The following is a 20,894-nucleotide window of genomic DNA, read 5'->3' as shown; positions in this document are numbered from 1 at the left end:
GCTCGGCTCAGAACAGGAAGTAGCGCTGCGCCATCGGCAGCACGCTCGCCGGTTCGCAGACCAGCAGCTCGCCGTCGGCGCGCACGGCGTAGGTTTCGGGATCGACGTCGATCTTCGGCGTCGCGCCGTTGTGGACCATGTCCGACTTGCGCAGTCCGCGCGTGCCGCGGACGGCATGCAGCGGCTTGGCAAGCCGCAGCGCGGCGAGTTCGGGATTGTCGAGCGCCGCCTGCGAGACAAAGGTCACCGAGGTCTTGCAGCGCACCCCGAAAGCCCCGAACATCGGCCGGTAGTGCACCGGCTGCGGCGTCGGGATCGAGGCGTTGGCGTCGCCCATGGCGCGGCGGCGATCATCCCGCCCTTGAGGATCAGCGACGGCTTGACGCCGAAGAAGGCCGGCTTCCAGAGCACCAGGTCGGCGAGCTTGCCGACCTCGATCGAGCCGACCAGGTGGCTGATGCCGTGCGTGATCGCCGGATTGATCGTGTACTTGGCGAGGTAGCGCTTGACGCGGAAGTTGTCGTTGGCCTTCGCCTGCTCGCTGGCACCCGGCGGCGCCAGCAAATGACCGCGCTGCACCTTCATCTTGTGCGCCGTCTGCCAGGTGCGGATGATCACTTCGCCGACGCGACCCATCGCCTGCGAATCCGACGACATCATCGACAGCGCGCCGAGGTCGTGCAGGATGTCCTCGGCGGCGATCGTCTCGCGCCGGATGCGGCTCTCGGCGAAGGCGACGTCCTCGGCGATCGCCGGGTCGAGGTGGTGGCAGACCATCAGCATGTCGAGGTGCTCGTCGACGGTGTTCACCGTGTACGGCCGCGTCGGGTTGGTCGACGACGGCAGCACATTGGCCTCGCCGACCGCGCGCAGGATGTCGGGCGCGTGCCCGCCGCCGGCGCCCTCGGTATGGAAGGTGTGGATCGTGCGGCCCTTGAAGGCGGCGAGCGTCGTTTCGACGAAGCCCGACTCGTTCAGCGTGTCGGTGTGGATCGCCACCTGCACGTCCATTCGTCGGCGACCGCAGGCAGTTGTCGATCGCCGCCGGCGTCGTTCCCCAGTCCTCGTGCAGCTTGAGACCGATGGCGCCGGCGCGCACCTGCTCGCGCAGGGGTTCGGGCAGCGAGACGTTGCCCTTGCCGAAGAAGCCGAGGTTCATCGGAAAGGCGTCGGCCGCTTCGAGCATGCGCTGGATGTGCCACGGTCCCGGCGTGCAGGTGGTGGCGTAGGTGCCGGTGGCCGGCCCGGTGCCGCCGCCGAGCATCGTGGTGATCCCGGACATCAGCGCTTCGTCGATCTGCTGCGGGCAGATGAAATGGATGTGGCTGTCGATGCCGCCGGCGGTGACGATCATTCCCTCGCCGGCGATGATCTCGGTACCCCCGCCGATGGCAATCGTCACGCCCGGCTGGATGTCCGGATTGCCGGCCTTGCCGATGCCGGCGATGCGTCCGCCCTTGATGGCGATGTCGGCCTTGACGATTCCCCAGTGGTCGACGATCAGCGCGTTGGTGATCACCGTGTCGGCGACATCGGCAGCAAGCTGCTGGCCCTGCCCCATGCCGTCGCGGATGACCTTGCCGCCGCCGAACTTGACCTCCTCGCCGTAGACGGTGAAATCGTCCTCGACGGTGATCCACAGCTCGGTGTCGGCCAGGCGCACGCGGTCGCCGACGGTCGGGCCGAACATCTCGGCATAGGCCTGGCGCGAGATCCTGACGCTCATTGGCGGACCCTCATTGCAGTTTCCCCATGACCAGACCGTTGAAACCATAGACCCTGCGCGCGCCGGCGAGCGCGACCAGTTGCACGCTGCGCGTCTGGCCGGGTTCGAAGCGCACCGCGGTGCCGGCCGGGATATCCAGCCGGATAGCCGCGCGCCGCGGCGCGGTCGAAGGCCAGCGCGACATTGGTTTCGGCAAAGTGGTAATGCGAACCCACCTGGATCGGCCGGTCGCCGGTATTGGCGACGCTCAGCCGGATCGTTTGACGACCGGCGTTGAGCTCGATCTCGCCGGCTTCGATCTGCATTTCTCCGGGAATCATGGTCTGCCTCCTCAAATGATCGGGTGATGTACGGTGACCAGCTTGGTGCCGTCCGGGAAGGTCGCTTCGACCTGGATGTCGTGGATCATTTCCGGCACGCCGTCCATCACCTCGTCACGCGTCAACAGGGTGGTGCCGTAGCTCATCAGCTCGGCCACCGTCCGTCCGTCGCGCGCGCCTTCGACGATCGCCGCGCTGATGAAGGCCACCGCTTCCGGGTAGTTGAGCTTCAGGCCCCGCGCGCGGCGCCGTTCGGCGAGCAGCGCGGCGGTAAAGATCAGCAGCTTGTCCTTTTCTCTTGGCGTCAGTTCCATGCCTCTCCCTCAGGTATTCACGCATTCCCGCATTCAGGTACTCCAGATGCGCGGCGGCACGGCTTGCCTGCCGAGCGCCGCCGGGCGCAACAGCTGCCACACGTCGCCCAACCAGGCGCGTGCCAGCTCGGCACCAGGCGCCAGGCAACGCGCCACCAGCAGCTCGGGCAGCGCCGTCACTCCGGTCAGCAGACCATCGGCGACCGGCAGCGCGCGACAGGCCTCGAGCCACTCGCGCTCGACCGTCCGGCCGGCGAGCAGCAGCGTCGCACTCACCGGCTGGCCGGCCAGACCGGCGGCCGCTTCGAGCCAGGGCGAGCCGCCGCAGAGCTGCCCGCGTTCGAGCCACAACGGCCGCCCTTCCCTCTCGATCCGCGTCGCCAGGTCAAGGTGGCCATAGCTGAAGCGTTCGCCGGCGGCGGTTCGCCCCAGGCAGAGGATCTCCCAGCCGCAAAACACGCCGCCGGCCGCCAGTTCGATGCGGCTATGCATCGTCGCCTCGGCCCCATCGAAGACGATCGTCTCCTGCGGCAACCACTCGACCACTGCCTCGCGAGCGACGCGGACGGTCAATGACTGCTGCGCCTGCCGACCACCGGAACGATACCACTTGCCGGCGCCAGGCGTGGTCAGCAGCGCGTGCGCACCCGGCGCCGCGGCAACCGAGATCTCGAGCCGGTCGCCACCGGCGACCCCGCCCGGCGGATGCAGGACGATCGCGTGACAGACCGCCGCACCTTCCGGGTACAGCGCCTTCTGCACGCGCAGCGGTCCGCAATGCTCGCGCTGCACCAGCACCGTAGTTTCTGCACGACGCTCGAAGCCAAGCGACAGCCGCGCCTGCCAGCCGGGGCGCGCCGCTTCCTCGCGAGCAGCGTCGCTGGCCTGCGCCCCTCGTACCGTCAAACGGCCAGGGCCGCCAGAACCCCATCCTTTTCCATATCTTCCCCTCGTCCGCGCATGATTATCTCGCCACGCTCCATGACCAGATACTGATCAGCCAGCGAGCGAGCAAAATCATAATACTGCTCGACGAGCAGGATGGCCATTTCACCGCTGGCGGCGAGCGCCCGCACGGCACGCTCGATGTCCTTGATGATCGACGGCTGGATGCCCTCGGTCGGCTCGTCGAGGATCAGCAGTTTCGGTCCCATGGCCAGTGCCCGGCCGATCGCCAGCTGCTGCTGCTGTCCACCCGAGAGGTCGCCGCCGCGCCGGCGCAACATCTGGCGCAGTACCGGGAACATCTCGAAAATCCGTTCCGGTACCGGCGTGCGGCCGGGGCAGGCGGCGAGGCCCATCAGCAGGTTTTCCTGCACCGTCAGGCGCGGGAAGATCTCGCGGCCCTGCGGCACATAGCCAATGCCGGCGCGAACGCGCTGGTGTGATGCGCTGCGTGTGAGATCGTGACCGGCGAACTCGATGCTGCCACTGCGGGTCGGCAGCAGGCCCATCAGGGATTTCAGCAGGGTCGACTTGCCGACGCCGTTGCGCCCGAGAATCGCCGTCACCTTGCCGGCTTCCGCGGTAAAACTGAGGTCCCGCAGGATGTGGCTGCCACCGTAGTACTGGTTCAGATTGTTTACCTTCAGCATGTTCGCTCTAGCGCCCCAGATAGACTTCAATCACCCGCGCATCGGCCTGCACTTCCTCGAGCGTGCCTTCGGCGAGCAGGCTGCCTTCGTGCAGCACGGTCACCTTGCCGCCGAGTTGCTTGACGAAGGCCATGTCGTGCTCGACGACGACCAGAGAATGCTTGCCGGCCAGCGACAGGAAGAGTTCGCCGGTGCGCTCGGTTTCCTCGTCGGTCATGCCGGCCACCGGTTCGTCGAGCAGCAGCAACTTCGGCTCCTGCATCAGCAGCATGCCGATCTCCAGCCATTGCTTCTGGCCGTGCGAGAGCAGGCCGGCCAGGCGATCGGCGTGCGCCGCCAGGCGAATCAGCTGCAACGTCTCCGCGATGCGGTCACCGGCCGCCGAGTCGAGTTGGGCAAGAAGGCTGCGCCAGACGCGCTTGTCGGTCTTCATCGCCAGTTCGAGGTTCTCGAACACCGTGTGGTTCTCGAAAATCGTCGGCTTCTGGAACTTGCGGCCAATGCCGATGTGCGCGATCTCGGGTTCGGAGAGCCGCGTCAGGTCAATGGTCTGACCGAAGAAGACCGTCCCTTCGTCGGGCCGGGTCTTGCCGGTGATGACGTCCATCATCGTCGTCTTGCCGGCGCCGTTGGGTCCAATGATGCAGCGTAGCTCGCCGGCATCGATCGCCAGAGACAGCTTGTTCAGCGCCCGAAAGCCGTCGAAGCTGACCGTGATGTCTTCAAGATAGAGGATGACCTTGTGCGACAGGTCGAGCTGTCCCGGCTTGAGGATATGCCCCAACTCGGCCGTACCGCTGTCCCAGTCCGGGTTGTCCTCACCCTGCGGCTTCGGCATCAGGAGAGCGGCGGCGTTCATGCGCCGGCTCCCCTGGTGGTCGGCGCCAGCTCGCCACCCCGCCGGAAGTTGGCGCGCAGCTTGAACCACAGGCCGACGACGCCCTGCGGCAGATAGAGCGTGGCGACGATGAACAGCGTGCCGAGGAAGAACAGCCAGTACTCGGGAAAGCTGACGGTAAACCAGCTCTTGGCGAGATTGACGATGAACGCGCCGATGACCGGACCGATCAGCGTGCCACGCCCGCCGACGGCAACCCAGATGGCGATCTCGATCGAATTGGCGACCGACATTTCGGACGGGTTGATGATTCCGACCTGCGGCACGTAGAGCGCCCCGGCGATGGCGCACAGCATCGCCGACAGCGTCCACACGAAGAGCTTGTACCACAGCGGGTTGTAGCCGATGAACATGACCCGCGATTCGGCGTCGCGAATCGCCGTCAGGACGCGGCCGTATTTCGAAGTCACCAGGTAGCGCGCCAGCAACAGTGTGCCAATCAGCGCCAGCGCCGAGAGGCCGAAGAGAACGACGCGCGTCTCCGGGGCGGTAATCGAATAGCCGAGAATGCGCTTGAAATCGGTGAAGCCGTTGTTGCCACCGAAGCCCGTCTCGTTGCGGAAAAAAAGCAGCATCGCCGCGTAGGTCAGCGCCTGCGTGATGATCGAGAAATAGACGCCCTTGATGCGCGAACGGAAAGCGAAGTAACCGAAGACAAAAGCGATCAGCGCCGGGACGACGAGGACCAGCAGCGCCACCCAGAGAAAGCTGTCGCTACCGGCCCAGAACCAAGGCAGTTCCTGCCAGTCAAGGAAGACCATGAAATCCGGCAGATCGCTCTGGTAGCTGCCGTCGCGCCCGATCTGGCGCATCAGGTACATGCCGAAGGCGTAGCCGCCCAAGGCGAAGAACAGCCCATGGCCGAGCGAGAGAATGCCGCCATAGCCCCAGATCAGGTCCATCGCCACAGCGACAATCGCGTAGCAGAGGATCTTGCCGGTCAGGGTGATGAAGTACGTGGACAGGTGCAGCGGATGTTCGGGTGGCAATACCAGGTGCATGATCGGCACGGCAACCAGGGCAAAGGCGGCGAACAGGCCAACCAATTGCCAACTGCGCGCATCGAAGCTGCGCCCGAGACGGACGACGAAAGGGGTTCTCAAGAACGTTCTCCCGGGCTCAGGATTCGACAAAGCGGCCCTTGAGGGCAAACAGGCCCTGTGGACGCTTCTGGATGAAAATGATGATGAACACGAGAACAACGATCTTGGCGACCACCGCGCCCGTCCAGCCTTCGAGGAACTTGGTGAACACGCCGAGACCCAGCGCCGCCCAGACCGCACCGGCAAGCTGGCCGACGCCGCCAAGCACGACGACCATGAACGAATCGACGATATAGCCCGTCCCCATGTCCGGACCGACATTGGCGATCTGCGACAGGGCGACGCCCCCGAGCCCGGCAATGCCGGCGCCAAGACCAAAGGCCAGGGTGTCGACGCGCCCGGTCGGCACGCCGACACAGCCGGCCATCGGCCGGTTCTGGGTCACCGCGCGGACGAACATCCCCAGGCGCGTGAGGTTGAGGATCGCCCACATTGCGGCCAGCACCGCAATCGAGAAGCCGACGATGATGATCCGGTTCCACGGCAGCATCAGGTTGGGCAGCAGCTCGATGCCGCCGGCCATCCACACCGGGTTGGCCACTTCGACGTTCTGGGCACCGAACAGGGTCCGTGCCACCTGCATCAGGAACAGTGAGATGCCCCAGGTGGCGAGCAGCGTTTCCAGCGGGCGACCATAGAGATGGCGGATGACGAGACGTTCCATGAGTACGCCGACCAGCGCCGCAGCGAGAAATCCGACCGGGATCGCAGCCAGCAGGTACCAGTCAAGCGCCCCCGGCAGATAGGCCCGGAAGACGCTCTGCATGGCCCAGGCCGAATAGGCGCCGACCATCAGCAGCTCGCCGTGCGCCATGTTGATGACGCCCATCACGCCATAGGTGATCGCCAGGCCGAGAGCGGCGAGCAACAGGATCGAGCCGAGCGAGAGACCGGTGAAGGCGCGCCCGAGATTGTCGGCCCACGCCAGCCGCTGCTCGATCGAACGGATGGACGTGCCGGCCGCGGCACGGACTGCGCTGTCCGCTTCGAGCCAGTTGTCGCCGCGCTTCTCGGTCAGCGGTATGAGCAGCTGACGAACCCGGGGATCGCTGCTGTCGCCGAGCGTGCGCACCGCGTCAAGGCGGACGCCAGGGTCGGTCGAGCCGAGACTCGCCTGCGCATGGGCGAGTTGCAGCCGGGTCTTGATTTCCGGATCGGTTTCGGCGGCCAGCGCCTTGTCGAGCAGCGGCAGCATTTTCGCATCAGCGCTCAGCGTCACTTCCTGCGCGGCCTGCCAGCGCACGTCGCGCTCGCTGGAAAAGAGGCGCAGCGCGGCGAGCGCGGCTGACAGCTCACGGCGTACGCGGTTGTTGATGCCGATCGGCTCGGCCGCCACCGGTGCCGGTTTGATCTCGGTATTGCTCGCGGCATCGAAGGCGCGCTCGCCGGCGACGATCACCAGCCGCTCGCCAGCCAGCGCCAGCGAGTTGTCGGCAAGCGCCTTGAGTACCGGCAGCGCCTCTTCCGGTGCAGCCTGGGCCAGCGCCGCGATGGCCGCGATCTTGGTATCGGAGTCTTCGGACGCCAGCGGCTTGAGCAGCGCCGGGTCAATTGCCGCCAGGCACGAAGCGCTCAGGAGCCAGCCGCAAAGCAGTAATCCTATGGTGCGCATGCTTCCTCCACGATCCGGGACAGGCGGCGAACCACCCGTCCCGGGATGAGCCCCGCTTACTTGCCTTCCGGCGCGTCCTTCTTCTTCTCGTTGCCCGCGATGAACGGGCTCCACGGCTGGGCGCGGATCGGGCCCTTGGTCTTCCAGACCACGTCGAACTGGCCATCGGCCTTGATCTCGCCGATGAACACCGGCTTCCACAGGTGATGGTTGGTTTCATCCATCTTCAAGGTGTAGCCCGAAGGGGCGTTGAAGGTCTGGCCGGCCATCGCCGCGATCACCTTGTCGGTGTCGGTCGACTTGGCCTTCTCGACCGCCTGCTTCCACATGTGGATGCCGACGAAGGTGGCTTCCATCGGGTCGTTGGTCACAACCGTGCCGGCGTTCGGCAGCTTGTTCTTCTTGGCCCAGTCCTTGTACATCTTCACGAACTTCTCGTTCTCGGGATTCTTCAGCGACATGAAGTAGTTCCACGCAGCCAGGTGGCCGACCAGCGGCTTGGCATCGACACCGCGCAGTTCTTCTTCGCCGACCGAGAAGGCGACGACCGGCACATCGGTGGCCTTCAGGCCGGCATTGCCGAGTTCCTTGTAGAAAGGCACGTTGGAGTCGCCGTTGATGGTCGAGACGACGGCGGTCTTCTTGCCTTCGGAAGAAAACTTCTTGATCTTGGCGATGATGGTCTGGTAATCGCTGTGCCCGAACGGCGTGTACTCTTCCATGATGTCGGCGTCGGCAACGCCCTTGGATTTCAGGAAAGCGCGCAGGATCTTGTTGGTCGTGCGCGGATAGACGTAGTCGGTGCCGAGCAGCACGAAGCGCTTGGCTTCGCCGCCGTCCTTGCTCATCAGATATTCAACGGCCGGGATCGCCTGCTGGTTTGGCGCAGCGCCGGTGTAGAAGACGTTCTTTTCAAGTTCTTCACCCTCGTACTGCACCGGGTAGAAGAGCAGGCCGTTGAGTTCCTTGAACACCGGCAGCACGGACTTGCGGGAAACCGAAGTCCAGCAGCCGAAAACCACGGCGACCTTGTCCTTGGACAGCAACTGGCGGGACTTTTCGGCAAACAGGGGCCAGTTGGATGCCGGATCGACAACCACCGGTTCCAGCTTCTTGCCCATTACGCCACCGGACTTGTTGATTTCGGCAATGGTCATCAGTGCGGTTTCCTTGAGCGCCGTCTCGGAAATGGCCATGGTGCCGGAAAGCGAATGCAGAACACCGACCTTGATCGTCTCTGCGGCCAGTGCGTTGACCGAACCGAGCCCGAACGCGGCAGTCACGGCGACAGCGGAAAGGGTCTTCATGAAATTGCGACGTACCATCTGTTTGCTCCTCGAAGGTTAAGAACCGGGAAGAAATCTTCCTCCGGGGAGTACAAAGCAACCACCGTGCCAGCACATGGCAAGAGGCAAAAAGACGGTCAGAACGGCTTGTTGGCGATGGCACCCCTGATCGCCGCCGGCTTTGCCGACGGCGCCCGCACCAGAGTGGGGCAGCGATCTTCCAGGGGCACCACGATGGGACAAAACCACCTGGCGAAGGTGGTTTAGCCGCTCATCGCAGGAGAAGATCCGGACACGGTCTGAATGGCGGTGGTGGGTAGTGGGACGACGGGCAAGGCGGGCTGCCGCCGCCAGACGGCCGCTCCTTGCGCTGCTGCAACCACCATTGGCTCTGCCACAACTGACGTTCCAGACGACGCGAGTCAAAGGCCGATGGCGCAGGCGGCTGCACGTAGCTGCGCAACCACACTTGCTCGCTGCGCTCGCGCTCCCGCTGCGAGAACAGGTCGAGGACGTCCTGTGTCGGTACGGGAGCCTCGGCCAACGCAGCCGCCACGCAGCCAATCATCGTCAGGACTGCGGCGCAGCGCATGCGGCTCTGGCTCAGCAGGGATCCCATGATATGCCTCGGCGTTGCCGGCTAATCGTAGTGGAAATACTTCTTCGGCGTACTGCTGGTGATATACGTCGCCGCCTTCTGAACGCACTCCCGAATGGCCTGTTCCATCGGCGTGTTCCGGAACGTGCCGAGACTGACCGGAATCGATGTTCCGCGGCGCGACAGGTTGGCGCCGACGCTGGCCTGTGACGAACTTGCCGTGCCGGTAATCCGCTGGGCGGCAAGCAATCGCCCGGTCGCCACATCGACGACGCGCACATCGATCGCGAGGTGCGCTGTCTTGGATTGATAGCCAAGATTGAGCGGCACCTTGGGCACGCCCAACTGTAGGCCGGAACCACCGGCCTCGGCCTCGAACTCGGTGACCGCGGCGTAGACCATGATCTCCGCAACGTCCATCTGGCTTTCGGGAATGGCCGATTCCGGCCGGGCCATGCGCGAGCGAGACAGCGCCTGCTCAGCCGCCAGACCCTTCAAATCCATGCGCTCGACGAGAATGTAATGGCCATCGTTATACATCGTCGTCAGCAGCATCTCGCGCAGTCCGTCGCCGATGAACTGCTCTGCGCCCGCCGCCTTCACCTGGAAGTCGCCGATCGCGATCATCGCTTTCTTGCCGACCGGCACGGCTTCGCCGTGCATCGCCTGCTTTTCCTCGGCAGGACGTACCGACGGCGTCCCCGGATCCTGTGCTTGCCCCGCAGCCGCTGACGACGGCGCCGCCTGTGCGACCTCGACCGGCGGGGCTTGCTGCCGCAAAATCGCCTCCAGCGTCTGCCGGGCAGCCACATTGTTGGGGTCGCGGTCGAGTGCCAGGCGGTAGTACTTCTCGGCCTGCGGCCAGTCTCTCTGCGTAAAGTAGACCACGCCCAGCCCGGCGTAGGCGTGTGGCCATTGGGGCGCAAGCTCGATGGCCTTGAGATAGGCGTCTCTTGCCTCGGTCATGGCGCCCAGCCTGGCGTAGCTGAAACCCAGATTGGTCAGCGTCTCGGGCTGCGGAGCGCCTGATTCGAGGGACTTGCGGCAAGCGCTGACGGCCTCCGAGAAGCGTTCCCGCATGATCAGGATATGGCAGAGCCGTCCCCAACTGCGCGGCTCACCGGGCACACGCTGGATGGCTCGCTGATAGTAGCGCTCTGCTTCCGGCCAGTTGCCCGTCTGGTAGCGCGCATCGGCCAGGTCGAGGTCCTCCTTGTAGGCCTGATAGCCGGCGTTATCCAGTGACAGCAGTTCGGCGCGGGCCTGGGGGGCGAGCGCGGCTTCGGCTTGTGGTGCATTTGCCGTGGTTCCGGGGCCGGCCGACGATGCAGTCTGCGTCCGCACCGCTGCCTGGCCTTGAGTCAACTGATCGACGGCTTGCCACTCTGCGGGATTCATCTCGGCAGGGAGCGCGCTGGCACCGACCACGACTTCCTTCTCCCAGCCCTCGCGCGCGACGGTGAACCGCAGCGCTCGATCCTGTGCTGCGGCTTCCTGCATCAGCGAGACGAGGTTCCCGGCGCCGGCCAGCTGGCGTCCATCGACCTGGGTGACCAGGTCACGCGGCTTCAGCCCGGCGCGTGCCGCGCTGCTGGCCGGTACCACCACGACGATTTCCGCGCCGTGGCCTGGCGATGCTCCGGGCGTTGGATCCGCCAGCCGCAAGCCGAATTTCCGCACCCGGGCAGGTTCAGCTGCCGCTGGTTGCAGCAGGACCTCACGTTCCCAGCCTTCGCGCGAGATGCGAATCGAGAACGGTGTCCCCTCCGGCAGATTTCTTACCCGCTGGGCAAACTGCTCGGCATTCGTCACCGGCGTCTTCTCGACCTGGCGGACAACGTCGCCGGCTTTGACTCCGGCCTGGGCAGCGATACCGCCCGGCGCGACCTCCAGGACTTCGGCGCCGGCCGCATTCGCCGAATCGCGCAGGCGCCAACCGAGTTCGGCTGACGCAACAGGAAAGGCGAAAGCGCACGTCAGCAGGGCAAGCAGGAACTGCCATACACCGCTCCGGACTCGTCGACCAGCCGTCCGGATCTTCTTTTCCAGGGCGACCAAAGCCAACTCCAACATTGAACGAACGTGCTGCTCACTCACATCCGCGGGGAGGGGCGGCTGCATTTCCTGTCCTTTCATGCGTTGCCGGCCGCCGTGGGCGTTGGCTCCGCCTTCATCCGGTCATCGGCATTCGCAGCGATGGCGAGCGCCACCGAGCACTGCAACGCCGTTCCGTCCGTCCTGCGCACAACGCGCCTGACAGGCCTGCTGCACCCAGGTGTCCTTCTTGTCGTTCAGTCTCTTTTGCGCCTTGCCCTGGCATTCGGCGCCCCGCTCCCGGCGTCCGGCCTTGCCATCGCCGAGAAACTGATCGATGCAGACCTTGATCTCGCTGACGAAACTCGACAAGCCGGCAGACACCTTCGACTCGTAGCTCGGGTGCAGCGGACACCACGCCACGTAATCCCCGAAATAGCCGCCACAGCCGGGGCAGTCCAGTGCGCAGCCCGAGTAGCCTCCGCCGGAGCAGTTGCGGCGGTTGCAGTCCTCGGACATCTGACGACAGCGGGCCTCCATCTGCTGGCCGACCTGCAGGCAGGGCTGCCCGCTGCCCTTCGGCTCATAGGTCCCCGCGGGAACGGCCGGAGGCCTGGTGCCGCCTGCGCCAGCCGTCGTCGTGGTTGCCGGCTGCACCGGCGCCACCCCAGCCGCGCCGGTTCCGCCACTGCTGCCGGGGCTCGTCGCTGCGCCCGTCGGCAGCCCACCAGCCGCCGCTCCGGGCACACAATGCCCCCCCTGGCAGCGATAGCCGGCAGCGCAGGAGGCGTCGGTCTGGCAGTGCTGCTCGCTGGCGTACGAAGAACCCCCGCCAGAGCCAGCCGCCGACGACTGCATCTGGCCATCGCGCTGCATCTGCTGGCTCAAGGTGTCGCTCGAGAAGCGGCCGCCCTGGCCCCAGTAGCTGCCGAAACCACTGCGTCCGCCACCCTGGCGTGAGCTTTCCCGTTGTTCGAACATCTCGAGCACAGCACCTGCAGGCACCTCGACCGGCCGACCCTGTGCGGTGGTGCTGAGCGGCGCGTTACCCGGCAGGCAGCGTCCATCCTGGTCGCAGCGCTCACTCGGGCAGTTCGCGGCGATCCAGTTGAGCGCATCGCGATCACTGAGCAGATGCTCGGCCTTGATCCAGTGATCAACGCTACTCGGATGCTCGGTCAACGCCATCCCCCCGTGACGCCTGTCGCAGACCACCGCCCACTTGCCACCGCTGCGAACCTGGCCGGCGGCTGCGCAGGCACCCGAACTGGTGCACGCCCAGCTGGGACAGTTCTTCTCGATCCACCAACGCGCGCCCTTCTCGCCCGTCAGGCCCTGAGAGGTCATCGTGACGTGCCCCGGGAGGCTGGCAGAGCGGCTGATGATGATCTGGCCGGCCTGGTTGCACAGGGCGTAGTAAGCGTCGCCGCCGGTCGGTGCCAGCGGTGGCTCCCTGGCGCAGACGCCCGTCGCACCCTCTTTGATGCACAGCTTGCTGGGACAATTCTGCGGGATCCATTGCTCCGCGTTGCGCGGCCCGACCGGGCCGTGCATGATGCCAAACAGCGCCGGACTGGTGTTCTTGCCGGTGACCACGTGGCCGCTCAAGTCGCACAGGACGTAATGGTTGAATTCCATGGGTCCCGGGGTCTCACCACGCGCGCCCAGGTCGTCGGCGTGGCTCAGCGGTGGCGACCAGGACGGCGCCAGGGCAGTGATCTCGGTGCTGCCCGTGCAAACAGTACTGCCTTCACGGTAGGTCGCCGTGACCTTGATCTTCTCGTTGAACCTGAGGTCAGCAGGCGTCGTGTAACTCGCCCCGGGATGCCAGGTGACAAGAGCGGTCACGTCCCTGGTCGTGGCATCGGTATAGATCGCCAAGGCGGTGAAAGCGATGCTGCGTCCCGGCAGAACCTCCACGCCCTGCGGCGCGATCTTCAGGTAATTGCAGACCACGGGTTTCTCCGGGTCTTTCCTTTCTGCCTGCTCCTCTGGTCGCGGACTGGCGACTTGACGGTCATCGTTGATGGCAAGTTCTGCGCGCAATTTTGCACCGAGTTGTGCGCCGCCGCTTGGATTGGCGAGTTGCAGGGTCAAGGTCGTCGCGGGGGCGCCCGGTCGGTCATCAAGAATGAAGACCTCGAACGTCTTGCCGCCCCCCTCGGCATCGCCCCAGTGCAGCGTGCCACTGGCCGCACGGTAATCGGTTCCGGCCTTGGCACTGCCATCGACGGTTGCATAGTCGGTGGTCGCGATGCCGCTGGTGCCGCCCGTGCGGACAACCGTTATCTTTGCCTTGCCGGCACTTCTGAGCACGGAATAGCGCGGCAGGGCGAACTCGATCACCCCTGCCGATGCAGTTCTGGTCAGCGTCCACGGGGACAGCCGCAGGATCTTCTCGCAAATGACCTTGTACTGAGGATAGTAGGACTTGAAGTTCGGATCCCCCGGTTTGCCCTCCAGTCGCAGCAATTCGGCTTTCTGCTTGTTCAGCAGGTCTTCCCGTCCAGGGATGATCTCCTTGCCCAACATTTGCCGCATTTCCTCGAGAAAACGCCTTTGCAGGGCAGCTCTCTTCTCGGCGTCCTTCTTCAACAGCTCGACATATTCCCCAGGGGTCTTCAGCGGGATACCCTGCTTTGCCGCACTGAAATAGGTGTCGTCTATCCATGTGGCGATACGCTGGTCTATCTCCTGCTTGTGCGCGTCATAAAGCCGTCTGAAGCGCTGATTCTGCGTCTGCAGGGAAACCCCGGCATTGCGATCCGTTGTCGGGCTGGCAAATGGGGAGTGGATGGCGGAGCTGGGAAGGACAATATCCACCATGAATTCATTCACCAGGCTGGCGGCTTGCGCCAGTCCCATGCTGGGCGCGCCGCCAACGATGGTCACCGCCTTGCTCATGACGTCGATCATGCCGGCAGTCAGGTTCAAGGCCAAATTTCCCTTGATCTTCAGGGTCAGTGTCTGGCGCAGCGCCTTGGCCTGCTGCAGTTCCTCTTCTACTTCCGTGATGGCCTGTTTGAGTTGCTTGATCTCATCCTCGTGGCGATCGGACAAGGAAGCGCAGATCACTCGCAGACCATCCAGGTCGGGCGGCGGAATCTGGTGACGACTCGCGTTCTCCGCCAGCTGTTTGTGGGTCATGAGGCATTCGGCAACCGCATCCTGCAGATCATTGTCCTGATTCGGGTCCTGGTCCATGGAAGCGCGGCGCAGCTTCGACTCGATGGCTTTGAGGGACTCGTGCAGTTTGGCGGCGGCACGTTCATCAGGATCTTGCGAGGCCGTGCTGTAGGCGGTCGCACCTCCCCATGCCGTCGCTGGCAGAAGACCACCCCAGATGAATGCGCAGCCCCACCCCATGGCAGCCAGACATCTCACCCATACCGACATCCACAAGGACTTCCTCTGGAGGGCAGGACCGTGGGCCCTGCTCCTTGATGAATTGGCCATGATCACGTTCATTTTCAGCACATCGCACACCGATTCAGCTTAGTCCGTTTCGTTCGTGAATGCCACCTCGAAGGGCCGATTGAGCAGCGAATGCGCCGACATCAGGGCAATGCTCTCGCCCCTTGTGTTCGCCAGCCCGAATGAAGGGTGACGTGACTGGATTGCCCCGCTTTGCAGCAGGACGGGAAGGGATACGGTGGAAGATCAGTCTGGCTCTCGGTGGACGGTCGCGATCCTCCGGCTAACACCGCTGCCGATGAATACTTGGTTCTGGTCGGCCCGTTTCCTTCAGAAGGCAGGATTCGCTGTCCATTTGACGGGCCCGTGCCTGCCCGCTATCCTCATCCGCATGGCTATTGACTACCGACAGGACGGAGCGAGGCGCGCCCGCTCCGCTTTCCCCCACTTTTCCTCACCCGGGTTTCTGCAGCCGAAAATGCCCCATCGTAGGCCCTCCGGCAGTTAGCCGGCATGCTGCCGGTCGATCCTTACGCCAAGCCGCGCTCCCTGACCCGCTCGCTGGTCTGGGCTTTCGCCGCGTCGCTGGTGGTGCACACCGCGGTGCTACTGCTTCCCGAGAAGGAGCCCCGATCGCAACCAGTCGCGTCGTCACGCTTCGAAGCCAGCCTGTCGCCCGGGCCCCCGGCGGACACCCGACCGACACCACCGCGCCCACCCGAGGCGGCTACGCGCCCCGCCCGAGCGCCGGCGAAGCCGGCGACCAAACCAGCGCCACGGCCACGGGTAATGACCGTACCGAAACCCGCAACGCCGACGGTCGCCGACACCCGACAATGGTCGACGGCGCAAAAGGAGGAAATGAAACGCTTCCTCGACGAACTCGCGGCCGAGGCCAAAGCAGCGCCCAAACCGTCGCTGGCGCAGCGTTCGCTGGCTCAGGCCCGGGATCTGGGCCGACAACAGGCGCAACAGGACGCCGAAGGCACCGCCCTGCTCGAGCGACGCCCCAACTCGCCGCCGCCCGAACCGTTCAGCCTTGATCTCTACGTGGACGGCGTCGTCCGCCGCCTCAACCGCAGCGCCGCCTTCGTCCGCAACGACCCGCGAAGCCGTGGCGTGAAGACGGCCTCCGTGCAGTTCCGCATCAACCCGGACGGCAGCCTCAAATCGTTCAAGGTACTCAATGCCGGCGACCAGGAAAAGGAGATCGCCTTCATCCGATCGGTCGTCGAACGTTCGATTCCTTTCGGCCGCTTCCCGCCCGACATCGAGCGCGCCGCCCGCTCGCTGGGCGTCACCATCTGCATCCAGCCCGGCGTCGGTGGTGGCTTCGGCTTCACTCGCATGGGCGATGGCCGCCCCTGCTGAGCCGACAGGCGTCTTGCCAGCGGCGACCGTTCATTCGTGCGGGCGCCATGGGCAAACGGTCAGTCGAACATGGTTTGCATCCGTTCGCGGGCGACTTCACCAAACGCTTCCGGCCCGGAAGCTGAACTTCTCCAGCGCAACTCGCGCGACGGAGGCCGGGACGGTGGCAATGGGTCATCTGCGTCAGCGACGACAACGCGGATGGGTAATGCGTACTGGCGCTGTTTCAGCAGTCCTTCGCTGGTAACGCCGACCATAGACAAGGGGTGACGCCAGTCTTCAATTCACCCTTCCGTCGGACGCCAGGCCATGCAGAGTCTGCCGGAGAGCATTCAGGTCGCTCTTCTTGTCGTAGAAGGCATAAGCTCCGCCTTCCAGGCATCGCTTGCGGTAAACGTCCTCCGCGAAGTTCGTGAAAACCATGACTTTGACGTTCGGATGCTCCGCGCTCACGGCGCGCAAGACCTCCAGCCCGCTGCCATTGACGAGCTGCATATCAAGCAGGATGACGTCCGGCGGATTGTTTCGAATGCTTTCGATCGCCGGCGCGGGACTTTCGAATTCGCCCACCACTTCCGCACCTTCGACCTTCGCGAGCATTTCGCGCAGCATGTCGCGGACAACGGCTGAATCATCGACGATCACGATTGACATCACGGTCGGCTCCAAAAAGAAGACGGAATGGGCCCTACGAAACAACTGCTGGCAGAGTGGTCCGCGCCTGGCGCCCAAGCAGCGCCAGCTGTCGAACGTCTCCAACGCGGGTTCACCACGGCGAAAGACGTGTCAGTGCAGCAGCACGGAGGACTCCGGCGACGTGTGCCGGAGGAGCAACTTTTCGAGCTGCTCATGCACCACGAGCGCGACGTTGGGCAGGAGACTGAGCGAGATCAAACCCGGGACGCTGGTGATTCCCTGCCGCAGCACGATCACGATGAGCGGATCAGTCCCGGCCGACGATCGGTTGGCCAGGGCAGCATGCACAAAAGCCCGCGAGGCATTGCCCCAGCTGATGACGATCACATCTGGGGCGTGCCTCGCCGCGCAATCGTAAGCGTCTTCAATGGAACGAGCCGTCGCCACCACGTGGACTCCCTTGTTCGCCCGAAGCGCGCCGCCAACATCGTCCAGAAACAGATTGTCCGTGTCTACCAGCAGAAGACGAGTGCAGCCGTGCGGCAAGGGGGGTGATGTGCAGGCATCCATGGCTATCTCCACTGTCATTGATCCGCGGGAAGAAAAGGCTCCTTCTTGCGCAAAGCGATGTCCAGCCCGCATCATCCCCCACCCACGAATCATCGACTATCGGCGCCGAGTGTAATTTCCTTGTCGGTGAATCCCTACACAACGAGAGTGCCGGCGCCCTGCCCGCGCCGGCAGCCGCTCGCCACGAGGCGCATCGTCGCCAAGCGACCCCGCCGAAGGACTGGCCTGGCGCTGGACTTCTGCCGCACCGGCTCAATTCAGCAAGCCCTTCTCGAGGGCGTAGCGGGCGAGTTCCGCGTTGCTGTGCAGCCCGGTCTTGTCGACGATTCGGGCACGATAGGTGGTCACCGTCTTGGGACTCAGATGCAGGGCCTCGGCGATGTGGTTCAGGCTCTCGCCAGCGGCTATCCGCCGCAGCACTTCGACCTCCCGGTCAGACAGCGCATCGGAACCGGATTTCCTGCCTTGCCCTACCTCAACCGCCAGCTGCTCCAGCAGCGCGGGGCTCACATGCCTGCCCCCGCCGGCGACTTTGCGAATCGCCGCGAGGAGCGTCGCCGGCGGGCTGTTCTTGGTCAGGTAGCCGGAGGCGCCGGCCTTCAGTGCGCGCACGGCATAGACCTCCTCGGCATACATGCTGAGCATCAGCACGGCAAGCCTGGGCCGCTCTGTCCTGATCTGCTTCAGCAGGTCGAGACCGCCCTTGCCGGGCAAGCCGATATCGACCAGGGCGACATCGAACTCGCTCTGGCGGACCATGTGAATCGCCTGCTCGGCGTTCTCCGCCTCGCCCCCCACCTGCATATCGCCGGTCTCAGCGAGCAGCAGCCGCAAGCCACCGCGGACCACGGCGTGATCATCGACCAGCAGGATCTGGAGCTTGCGCCCGCTCATCGCCCCTCAAACCGGCATGCGCAATACAAGGGTGGTGCCCTCCTTCAGGCCGCGCGACAGCGTGGTGTTGCCGCCGAAGCGGGCGGCACGTTCCTGCATACCCAGCAGGCCCCAGGATTCGGTCTTGATCAGTGCATCGTCGGCAATGCCCACTCCGTTGTCCTCGACTGCAATCATAACGGCGCCAGCTTCACGGCGGATACGAATCTCGGCGCGCGACGCCCGGGCATGGCGAACGCAGTTGGTCAACGCCTCCTGGACAATGCGAAACATCGCGGTGGCACGCTCGGGATCGACCTCGATTGCCGCAACCTCCGCGGCAATCGAGACCCTGCATGGCAGACCGGTCCGCTCCTCAATCTGCCCCGCGTACCACTCGATCGCCGTCCATACCCCGAGGTGGTCGAGGACACTCGGCCGCAGATCACTGATGATGCGCCGCATCGTATCCACGGCCGAATCCAGCAATTGCGACGCGCGGACAAGCTGTGCGTCAGCGGGCAGCGCGGCCTCTTGAGCGCGGTCGATCGCCATCGCTATGGACCACTTGACACCTGTCAGCGTGCTGCCGAGGTCATCGTGCAGCTCCCGCGCGATCCGCACCCGCTCCTCCTCCCGGACTTTTTCCAGATACTGGGAGAGCTGTCGCAGCTCTTCGTTGGACGCCATCAGCGAATCCTGGCTGTGTTTGAGCGTGGTCATATCAACCACGTTCACCAGGACGCCGTCGATGTCGCCATTGACGTTCCGATGCGGCGCGTAGGAGGATAAGGTCCAGAAAAGCCGCGGATCGTCGCGACGGTCCGCCACGGCCTCCGGCGCAATGAGTTCTGTCGTGCCACGCAGGCGCGGCACGAACTCGTCGGCCACGACCACTTCGCCCGTCAGCGCACGCGCCAGGTGAACTTCTATGCCGTGCTGTTGCGCGCCGGGGAACAGCTCATGAAGATGCCTGCCGATCGCTGCCTCGCGCGGCAGCCCGATGGCGCGCTCCAGGAAGCGGTTCCAGACGACCACCCTCAGGGCCCGATCATAGACCACGAATCCTTGATTGACGTTGTCCAGGATCTCCTGGGCGAAACCCTCGGCCTGCAGGCGAGCAGTGATATCCTGGACCGTCGCGACGAAGAAGTCCACGCGGCCGTCTTCATGCCGAACCGCCCTCACATCTGCCGTGGCCTTGATGACGACGCCATCCTTCCGCAGGAAGCGCTTGTCCGTCTGAAAGCCATCCATGGCGCCGCTCAGCACTCGCTCGAACTGGCTCGAGTCGGCGGCGAGGTCATCCGGGTGGGTGAGCTGCGTCCAGGTCAGGTCGACCAATTCCTCGCGCTCGTAACCCAGGATTTCGCACAGGCGGTCGTTGAAACGCAGCCAGCGCATATTGTCCGGCGAGAGGATGGTCATGCCGACGAAGGGAAGATCGAAGAAGAACCTGAGCAGGCGATCCTTCTCCATGCCCTGAGCGGCCAGCTCGAGTTGGTGCGTTCGTAACTGCTGGCGCCACAGAAGGAGGAGCAGAAGCGCGACGACCAGGACGGCGGACGTCGCGACCAGGCTGACCCAGAACACCAGGTTCCGCAGTGGCGCCAGCACTTCGTCGCGGTCGATCTTCGCCACCAGATGCCACGGCGTACCGACTACGGGGCGCGTCGCCGCCAAGACGCTGACACCGCGGTAATCCTTCCCCTCCATGACCTGCGCCGTGCCGGCCAGCACGGCGCGGGCAGCCGGCAGTTCGCGATCATCAAGCGCTTGACTGAATACCAGCGCCGTTGCCTTGCGATGGCGCAATTCGTTCAGATACAACACGTTGTCCCCGTCCCGACGCACCAGCAGCGTCTCGGCGCTCGGGCTCGGCGTCGGCCAGCTCTGGATCAACGGGAAAACGACACCTTCGACCGGAGTGTCGAGGATCACGGCGCCCACCGCTTGGCGTCTGCCATCGATCTCCTTCACCAGCGGCGCAACCAGGTCCAGGTGGACACCGCCGGAGTCGCTCCGATAGAGATCTGACGTCGCCACTCGGGTGGTCTGGAACGCTGTCTGGAGCGCCTTTTGGACAGGCGCTTCGGCAATGGCTTCGTGCAACCCGATGGCGAGGATTTGCTGGGCGCTCGCGTCGACCACCACGAAGCTTTCGTAGGCGTACGCCCGCTTGAGCGTCTCGAGACGTTCCGCGATACGCCGTCGTGCAGCGGAGTCCTGCCCGGCCGCCGCCAGTGCGGCATCCTCAATGAGGCCGGGGCTGGCGCCAAGGACAACTGCGTCCCCGTGTCGCTCCGCCAACCACGCTTCGATCTGTCTCGCCTTCAAGTCAGCGATGGCGTTCAGATCCGCGAAAGCCTGCTGCTTCAGACGCGGTGTCTCCAGCAAGAAGATACCCACCCCGAGCAGGGGCACGATCGACAGCAAACCCAGGATGATGACGACCAGGCCACGCAACCGCGATTTGGGTAGCATGCTGGCGCTGAGTGGTGGGAAATCTAAAGGCACCGGTACGAGCATACCCACCCGCCAACC

15 protein-coding genes and 2 pseudogenes are annotated in these 20,894 nt (G+C 64.6%); 1 reads left to right on the top strand and 16 read right to left on the bottom strand.

Features of this window, described 5'->3' with window-relative positions; all coding sequences use genetic code 11:
- Positions 1–7 precede the first annotated feature (7 nt).
- The 12 genes and pseudogenes from ureC to V5B44_RS18585 all read right to left on the bottom strand — a co-directional run bounded on the left by ureC (position 8) and on the right by V5B44_RS18585 (position 14,882).
- Positions 8–1,726: pseudogene (ureC, locus tag V5B44_RS18640) on the bottom strand (urease subunit alpha).
- Between the two features lie 10 nt (positions 1,727–1,736).
- Positions 1,737–2,046: pseudogene (locus tag V5B44_RS18635) on the bottom strand (urease subunit beta).
- 11 nt (positions 2,047–2,057) lie between these two features.
- On the bottom strand, positions 2,058–2,360 hold the full coding sequence (locus V5B44_RS18630) for an urease subunit gamma (protein WP_332360511.1): 303 nt from the start codon (positions 2,358–2,360) through the stop codon (positions 2,058–2,060).
- 33 nt (positions 2,361–2,393) lie between these two features.
- The gene (locus V5B44_RS18625; RefSeq protein ID WP_332360509.1) at positions 2,394–3,266 is read right to left on the bottom strand and encodes an urease accessory protein UreD; all 873 of its coding nucleotides are present in this window, start codon (positions 3,264–3,266) and stop codon (positions 2,394–2,396) included.
- Complete coding sequence (gene urtE / locus V5B44_RS18620) at positions 3,263–3,955, bottom strand: urea ABC transporter ATP-binding subunit UrtE (RefSeq protein WP_332360507.1); 693 nt, start codon at positions 3,953–3,955, stop codon at positions 3,263–3,265. The genes V5B44_RS18625 and urtE overlap by 4 nt, the downstream gene beginning before the upstream one ends.
- 7 nt (positions 3,956–3,962) lie before the next feature.
- A complete protein-coding gene (gene urtD / locus V5B44_RS18615; protein WP_332360773.1) occupies positions 3,963–4,793 on the bottom strand; it encodes an urea ABC transporter ATP-binding protein UrtD in 831 nt (276 codons plus the stop codon).
- Positions 4,794–4,810: 17 nt separating this feature from the next.
- The gene (gene urtC, locus V5B44_RS18610) at positions 4,811–5,956 is read right to left on the bottom strand and encodes an urea ABC transporter permease subunit UrtC (protein ID WP_332360505.1); all 1,146 of its coding nucleotides are present in this window, start codon (positions 5,954–5,956) and stop codon (positions 4,811–4,813) included.
- A 16-nt stretch (positions 5,957–5,972) separates the two neighbouring features.
- Positions 5,973–7,568, bottom strand: a complete 1,596-nt coding sequence (urtB, locus tag V5B44_RS18605; RefSeq protein WP_332360503.1) for an urea ABC transporter permease subunit UrtB — start codon at positions 7,566–7,568, stop codon at positions 5,973–5,975.
- Positions 7,569–7,624: 56 nt separating this feature from the next.
- Positions 7,625–8,893, bottom strand: a complete 1,269-nt coding sequence (urtA, locus tag V5B44_RS18600) for an urea ABC transporter substrate-binding protein (protein WP_332360502.1) — start codon at positions 8,891–8,893, stop codon at positions 7,625–7,627.
- A gap of 232 nt (positions 8,894–9,125) precedes the next feature.
- The gene (locus tag V5B44_RS18595) at positions 9,126–9,473 is read right to left on the bottom strand and encodes a hypothetical protein (protein ID WP_332360500.1); all 348 of its coding nucleotides are present in this window, start codon (positions 9,471–9,473) and stop codon (positions 9,126–9,128) included.
- Between the two features lie 21 nt (positions 9,474–9,494).
- Complete coding sequence (locus tag V5B44_RS18590) at positions 9,495–11,573, bottom strand: CsgG/HfaB family protein (protein ID WP_332360499.1); 2,079 nt, start codon at positions 11,571–11,573, stop codon at positions 9,495–9,497.
- 57 nt (positions 11,574–11,630) lie between these two features.
- A complete protein-coding gene (locus tag V5B44_RS18585; RefSeq protein WP_332360497.1) occupies positions 11,631–14,882 on the bottom strand; it encodes a Calx-beta domain-containing protein in 3,252 nt (1,083 codons plus the stop codon).
- A gap of 531 nt (positions 14,883–15,413) precedes the next feature.
- On the opposite strand from V5B44_RS18585, the gene V5B44_RS18580 reads away from it, so the two are divergent.
- Positions 15,414–16,271, top strand: coding sequence for a hypothetical protein (locus V5B44_RS18580; protein ID WP_332360495.1), 858 nt, complete (start codon positions 15,414–15,416; stop codon positions 16,269–16,271).
- Positions 16,272–16,550: 279 nt separating this feature from the next.
- On the opposite strand, the gene V5B44_RS18575 is transcribed toward V5B44_RS18580, so the two are convergent.
- From V5B44_RS18575 to V5B44_RS18560, 4 genes are all read right to left on the bottom strand, one after another.
- Positions 16,551–16,925 (bottom strand): response regulator, encoded by a 375-nt coding sequence (locus V5B44_RS18575; RefSeq protein WP_332360494.1) that lies wholly within the window; start codon positions 16,923–16,925, stop codon positions 16,551–16,553.
- Positions 16,926–17,057: 132 nt separating this feature from the next.
- The gene (locus V5B44_RS18570; RefSeq protein ID WP_332360493.1) at positions 17,058–17,477 is read right to left on the bottom strand and encodes a hypothetical protein; all 420 of its coding nucleotides are present in this window, start codon (positions 17,475–17,477) and stop codon (positions 17,058–17,060) included.
- Between the two features lie 252 nt (positions 17,478–17,729).
- On the bottom strand, positions 17,730–18,371 hold the full coding sequence (locus V5B44_RS18565; RefSeq protein WP_332360491.1) for a response regulator transcription factor: 642 nt from the start codon (positions 18,369–18,371) through the stop codon (positions 17,730–17,732).
- Between the two features lie 6 nt (positions 18,372–18,377).
- Positions 18,378–20,834 carry a sensor histidine kinase gene (locus tag V5B44_RS18560; RefSeq protein ID WP_332360490.1) on the bottom strand — a complete coding sequence of 819 codons (2,457 nt, stop codon included), beginning with the start codon at positions 20,832–20,834 and terminating at the stop codon, positions 18,378–18,380.
- Positions 20,835–20,894 lie beyond the last annotated feature (60 nt).

This window comes from Candidatus Accumulibacter necessarius (assembly GCF_036625085.1).
The sequence above is the reverse complement of the archived record's forward strand: the minus strand, read 5'-3'. Positions and strand labels throughout refer to the sequence as shown.

Coding starts and splice junctions, on each gene's coding strand:
- V5B44_RS18580 (WP_332360495.1), top strand. CDS start 15,414: ATGCTGCCGGTCGATCCTTACGCCAAGCCGCGCTCCCTGACCCGCTCG.
- V5B44_RS18560 (WP_332360490.1), bottom strand. CDS start 20,834: ATGCTACCCAAATCGCGGTTGCGTGGCCTGGTCGTCATCATCCTGGGT.
- V5B44_RS18630 (WP_332360511.1), bottom strand. CDS start 2,360: ATGGAACTGACGCCAAGAGAAAAGGACAAGCTGCTGATCTTTACCGCC.
- urtA (WP_332360502.1), bottom strand. CDS start 8,893: ATGGTACGTCGCAATTTCATGAAGACCCTTTCCGCTGTCGCCGTGACT.
- urtB (WP_332360503.1), bottom strand. CDS start 7,568: ATGCGCACCATAGGATTACTGCTTTGCGGCTGGCTCCTGAGCGCTTCG.
- V5B44_RS18570 (WP_332360493.1), bottom strand. CDS start 17,477: ATGGATGCCTGCACATCACCCCCCTTGCCGCACGGCTGCACTCGTCTT.
- V5B44_RS18590 (WP_332360499.1), bottom strand. CDS start 11,573: ATGCAGCCGCCCCTCCCCGCGGATGTGAGTGAGCAGCACGTTCGTTCA.
- V5B44_RS18585 (WP_332360497.1), bottom strand. CDS start 14,882: ATGTCGGTATGGGTGAGATGTCTGGCTGCCATGGGGTGGGGCTGCGCA.
- V5B44_RS18595 (WP_332360500.1), bottom strand. CDS start 9,473: ATGGGATCCCTGCTGAGCCAGAGCCGCATGCGCTGCGCCGCAGTCCTG.
- V5B44_RS18575 (WP_332360494.1), bottom strand. CDS start 16,925: ATGTCAATCGTGATCGTCGATGATTCAGCCGTTGTCCGCGACATGCTG.
- V5B44_RS18565 (WP_332360491.1), bottom strand. CDS start 18,371: ATGAGCGGGCGCAAGCTCCAGATCCTGCTGGTCGATGATCACGCCGTG.
- urtE (WP_332360507.1), bottom strand. CDS start 3,955: ATGCTGAAGGTAAACAATCTGAACCAGTACTACGGTGGCAGCCACATC.
- urtD (WP_332360773.1), bottom strand. CDS start 4,793: ATGCCGAAGCCGCAGGGTGAGGACAACCCGGACTGGGACAGCGGTACG.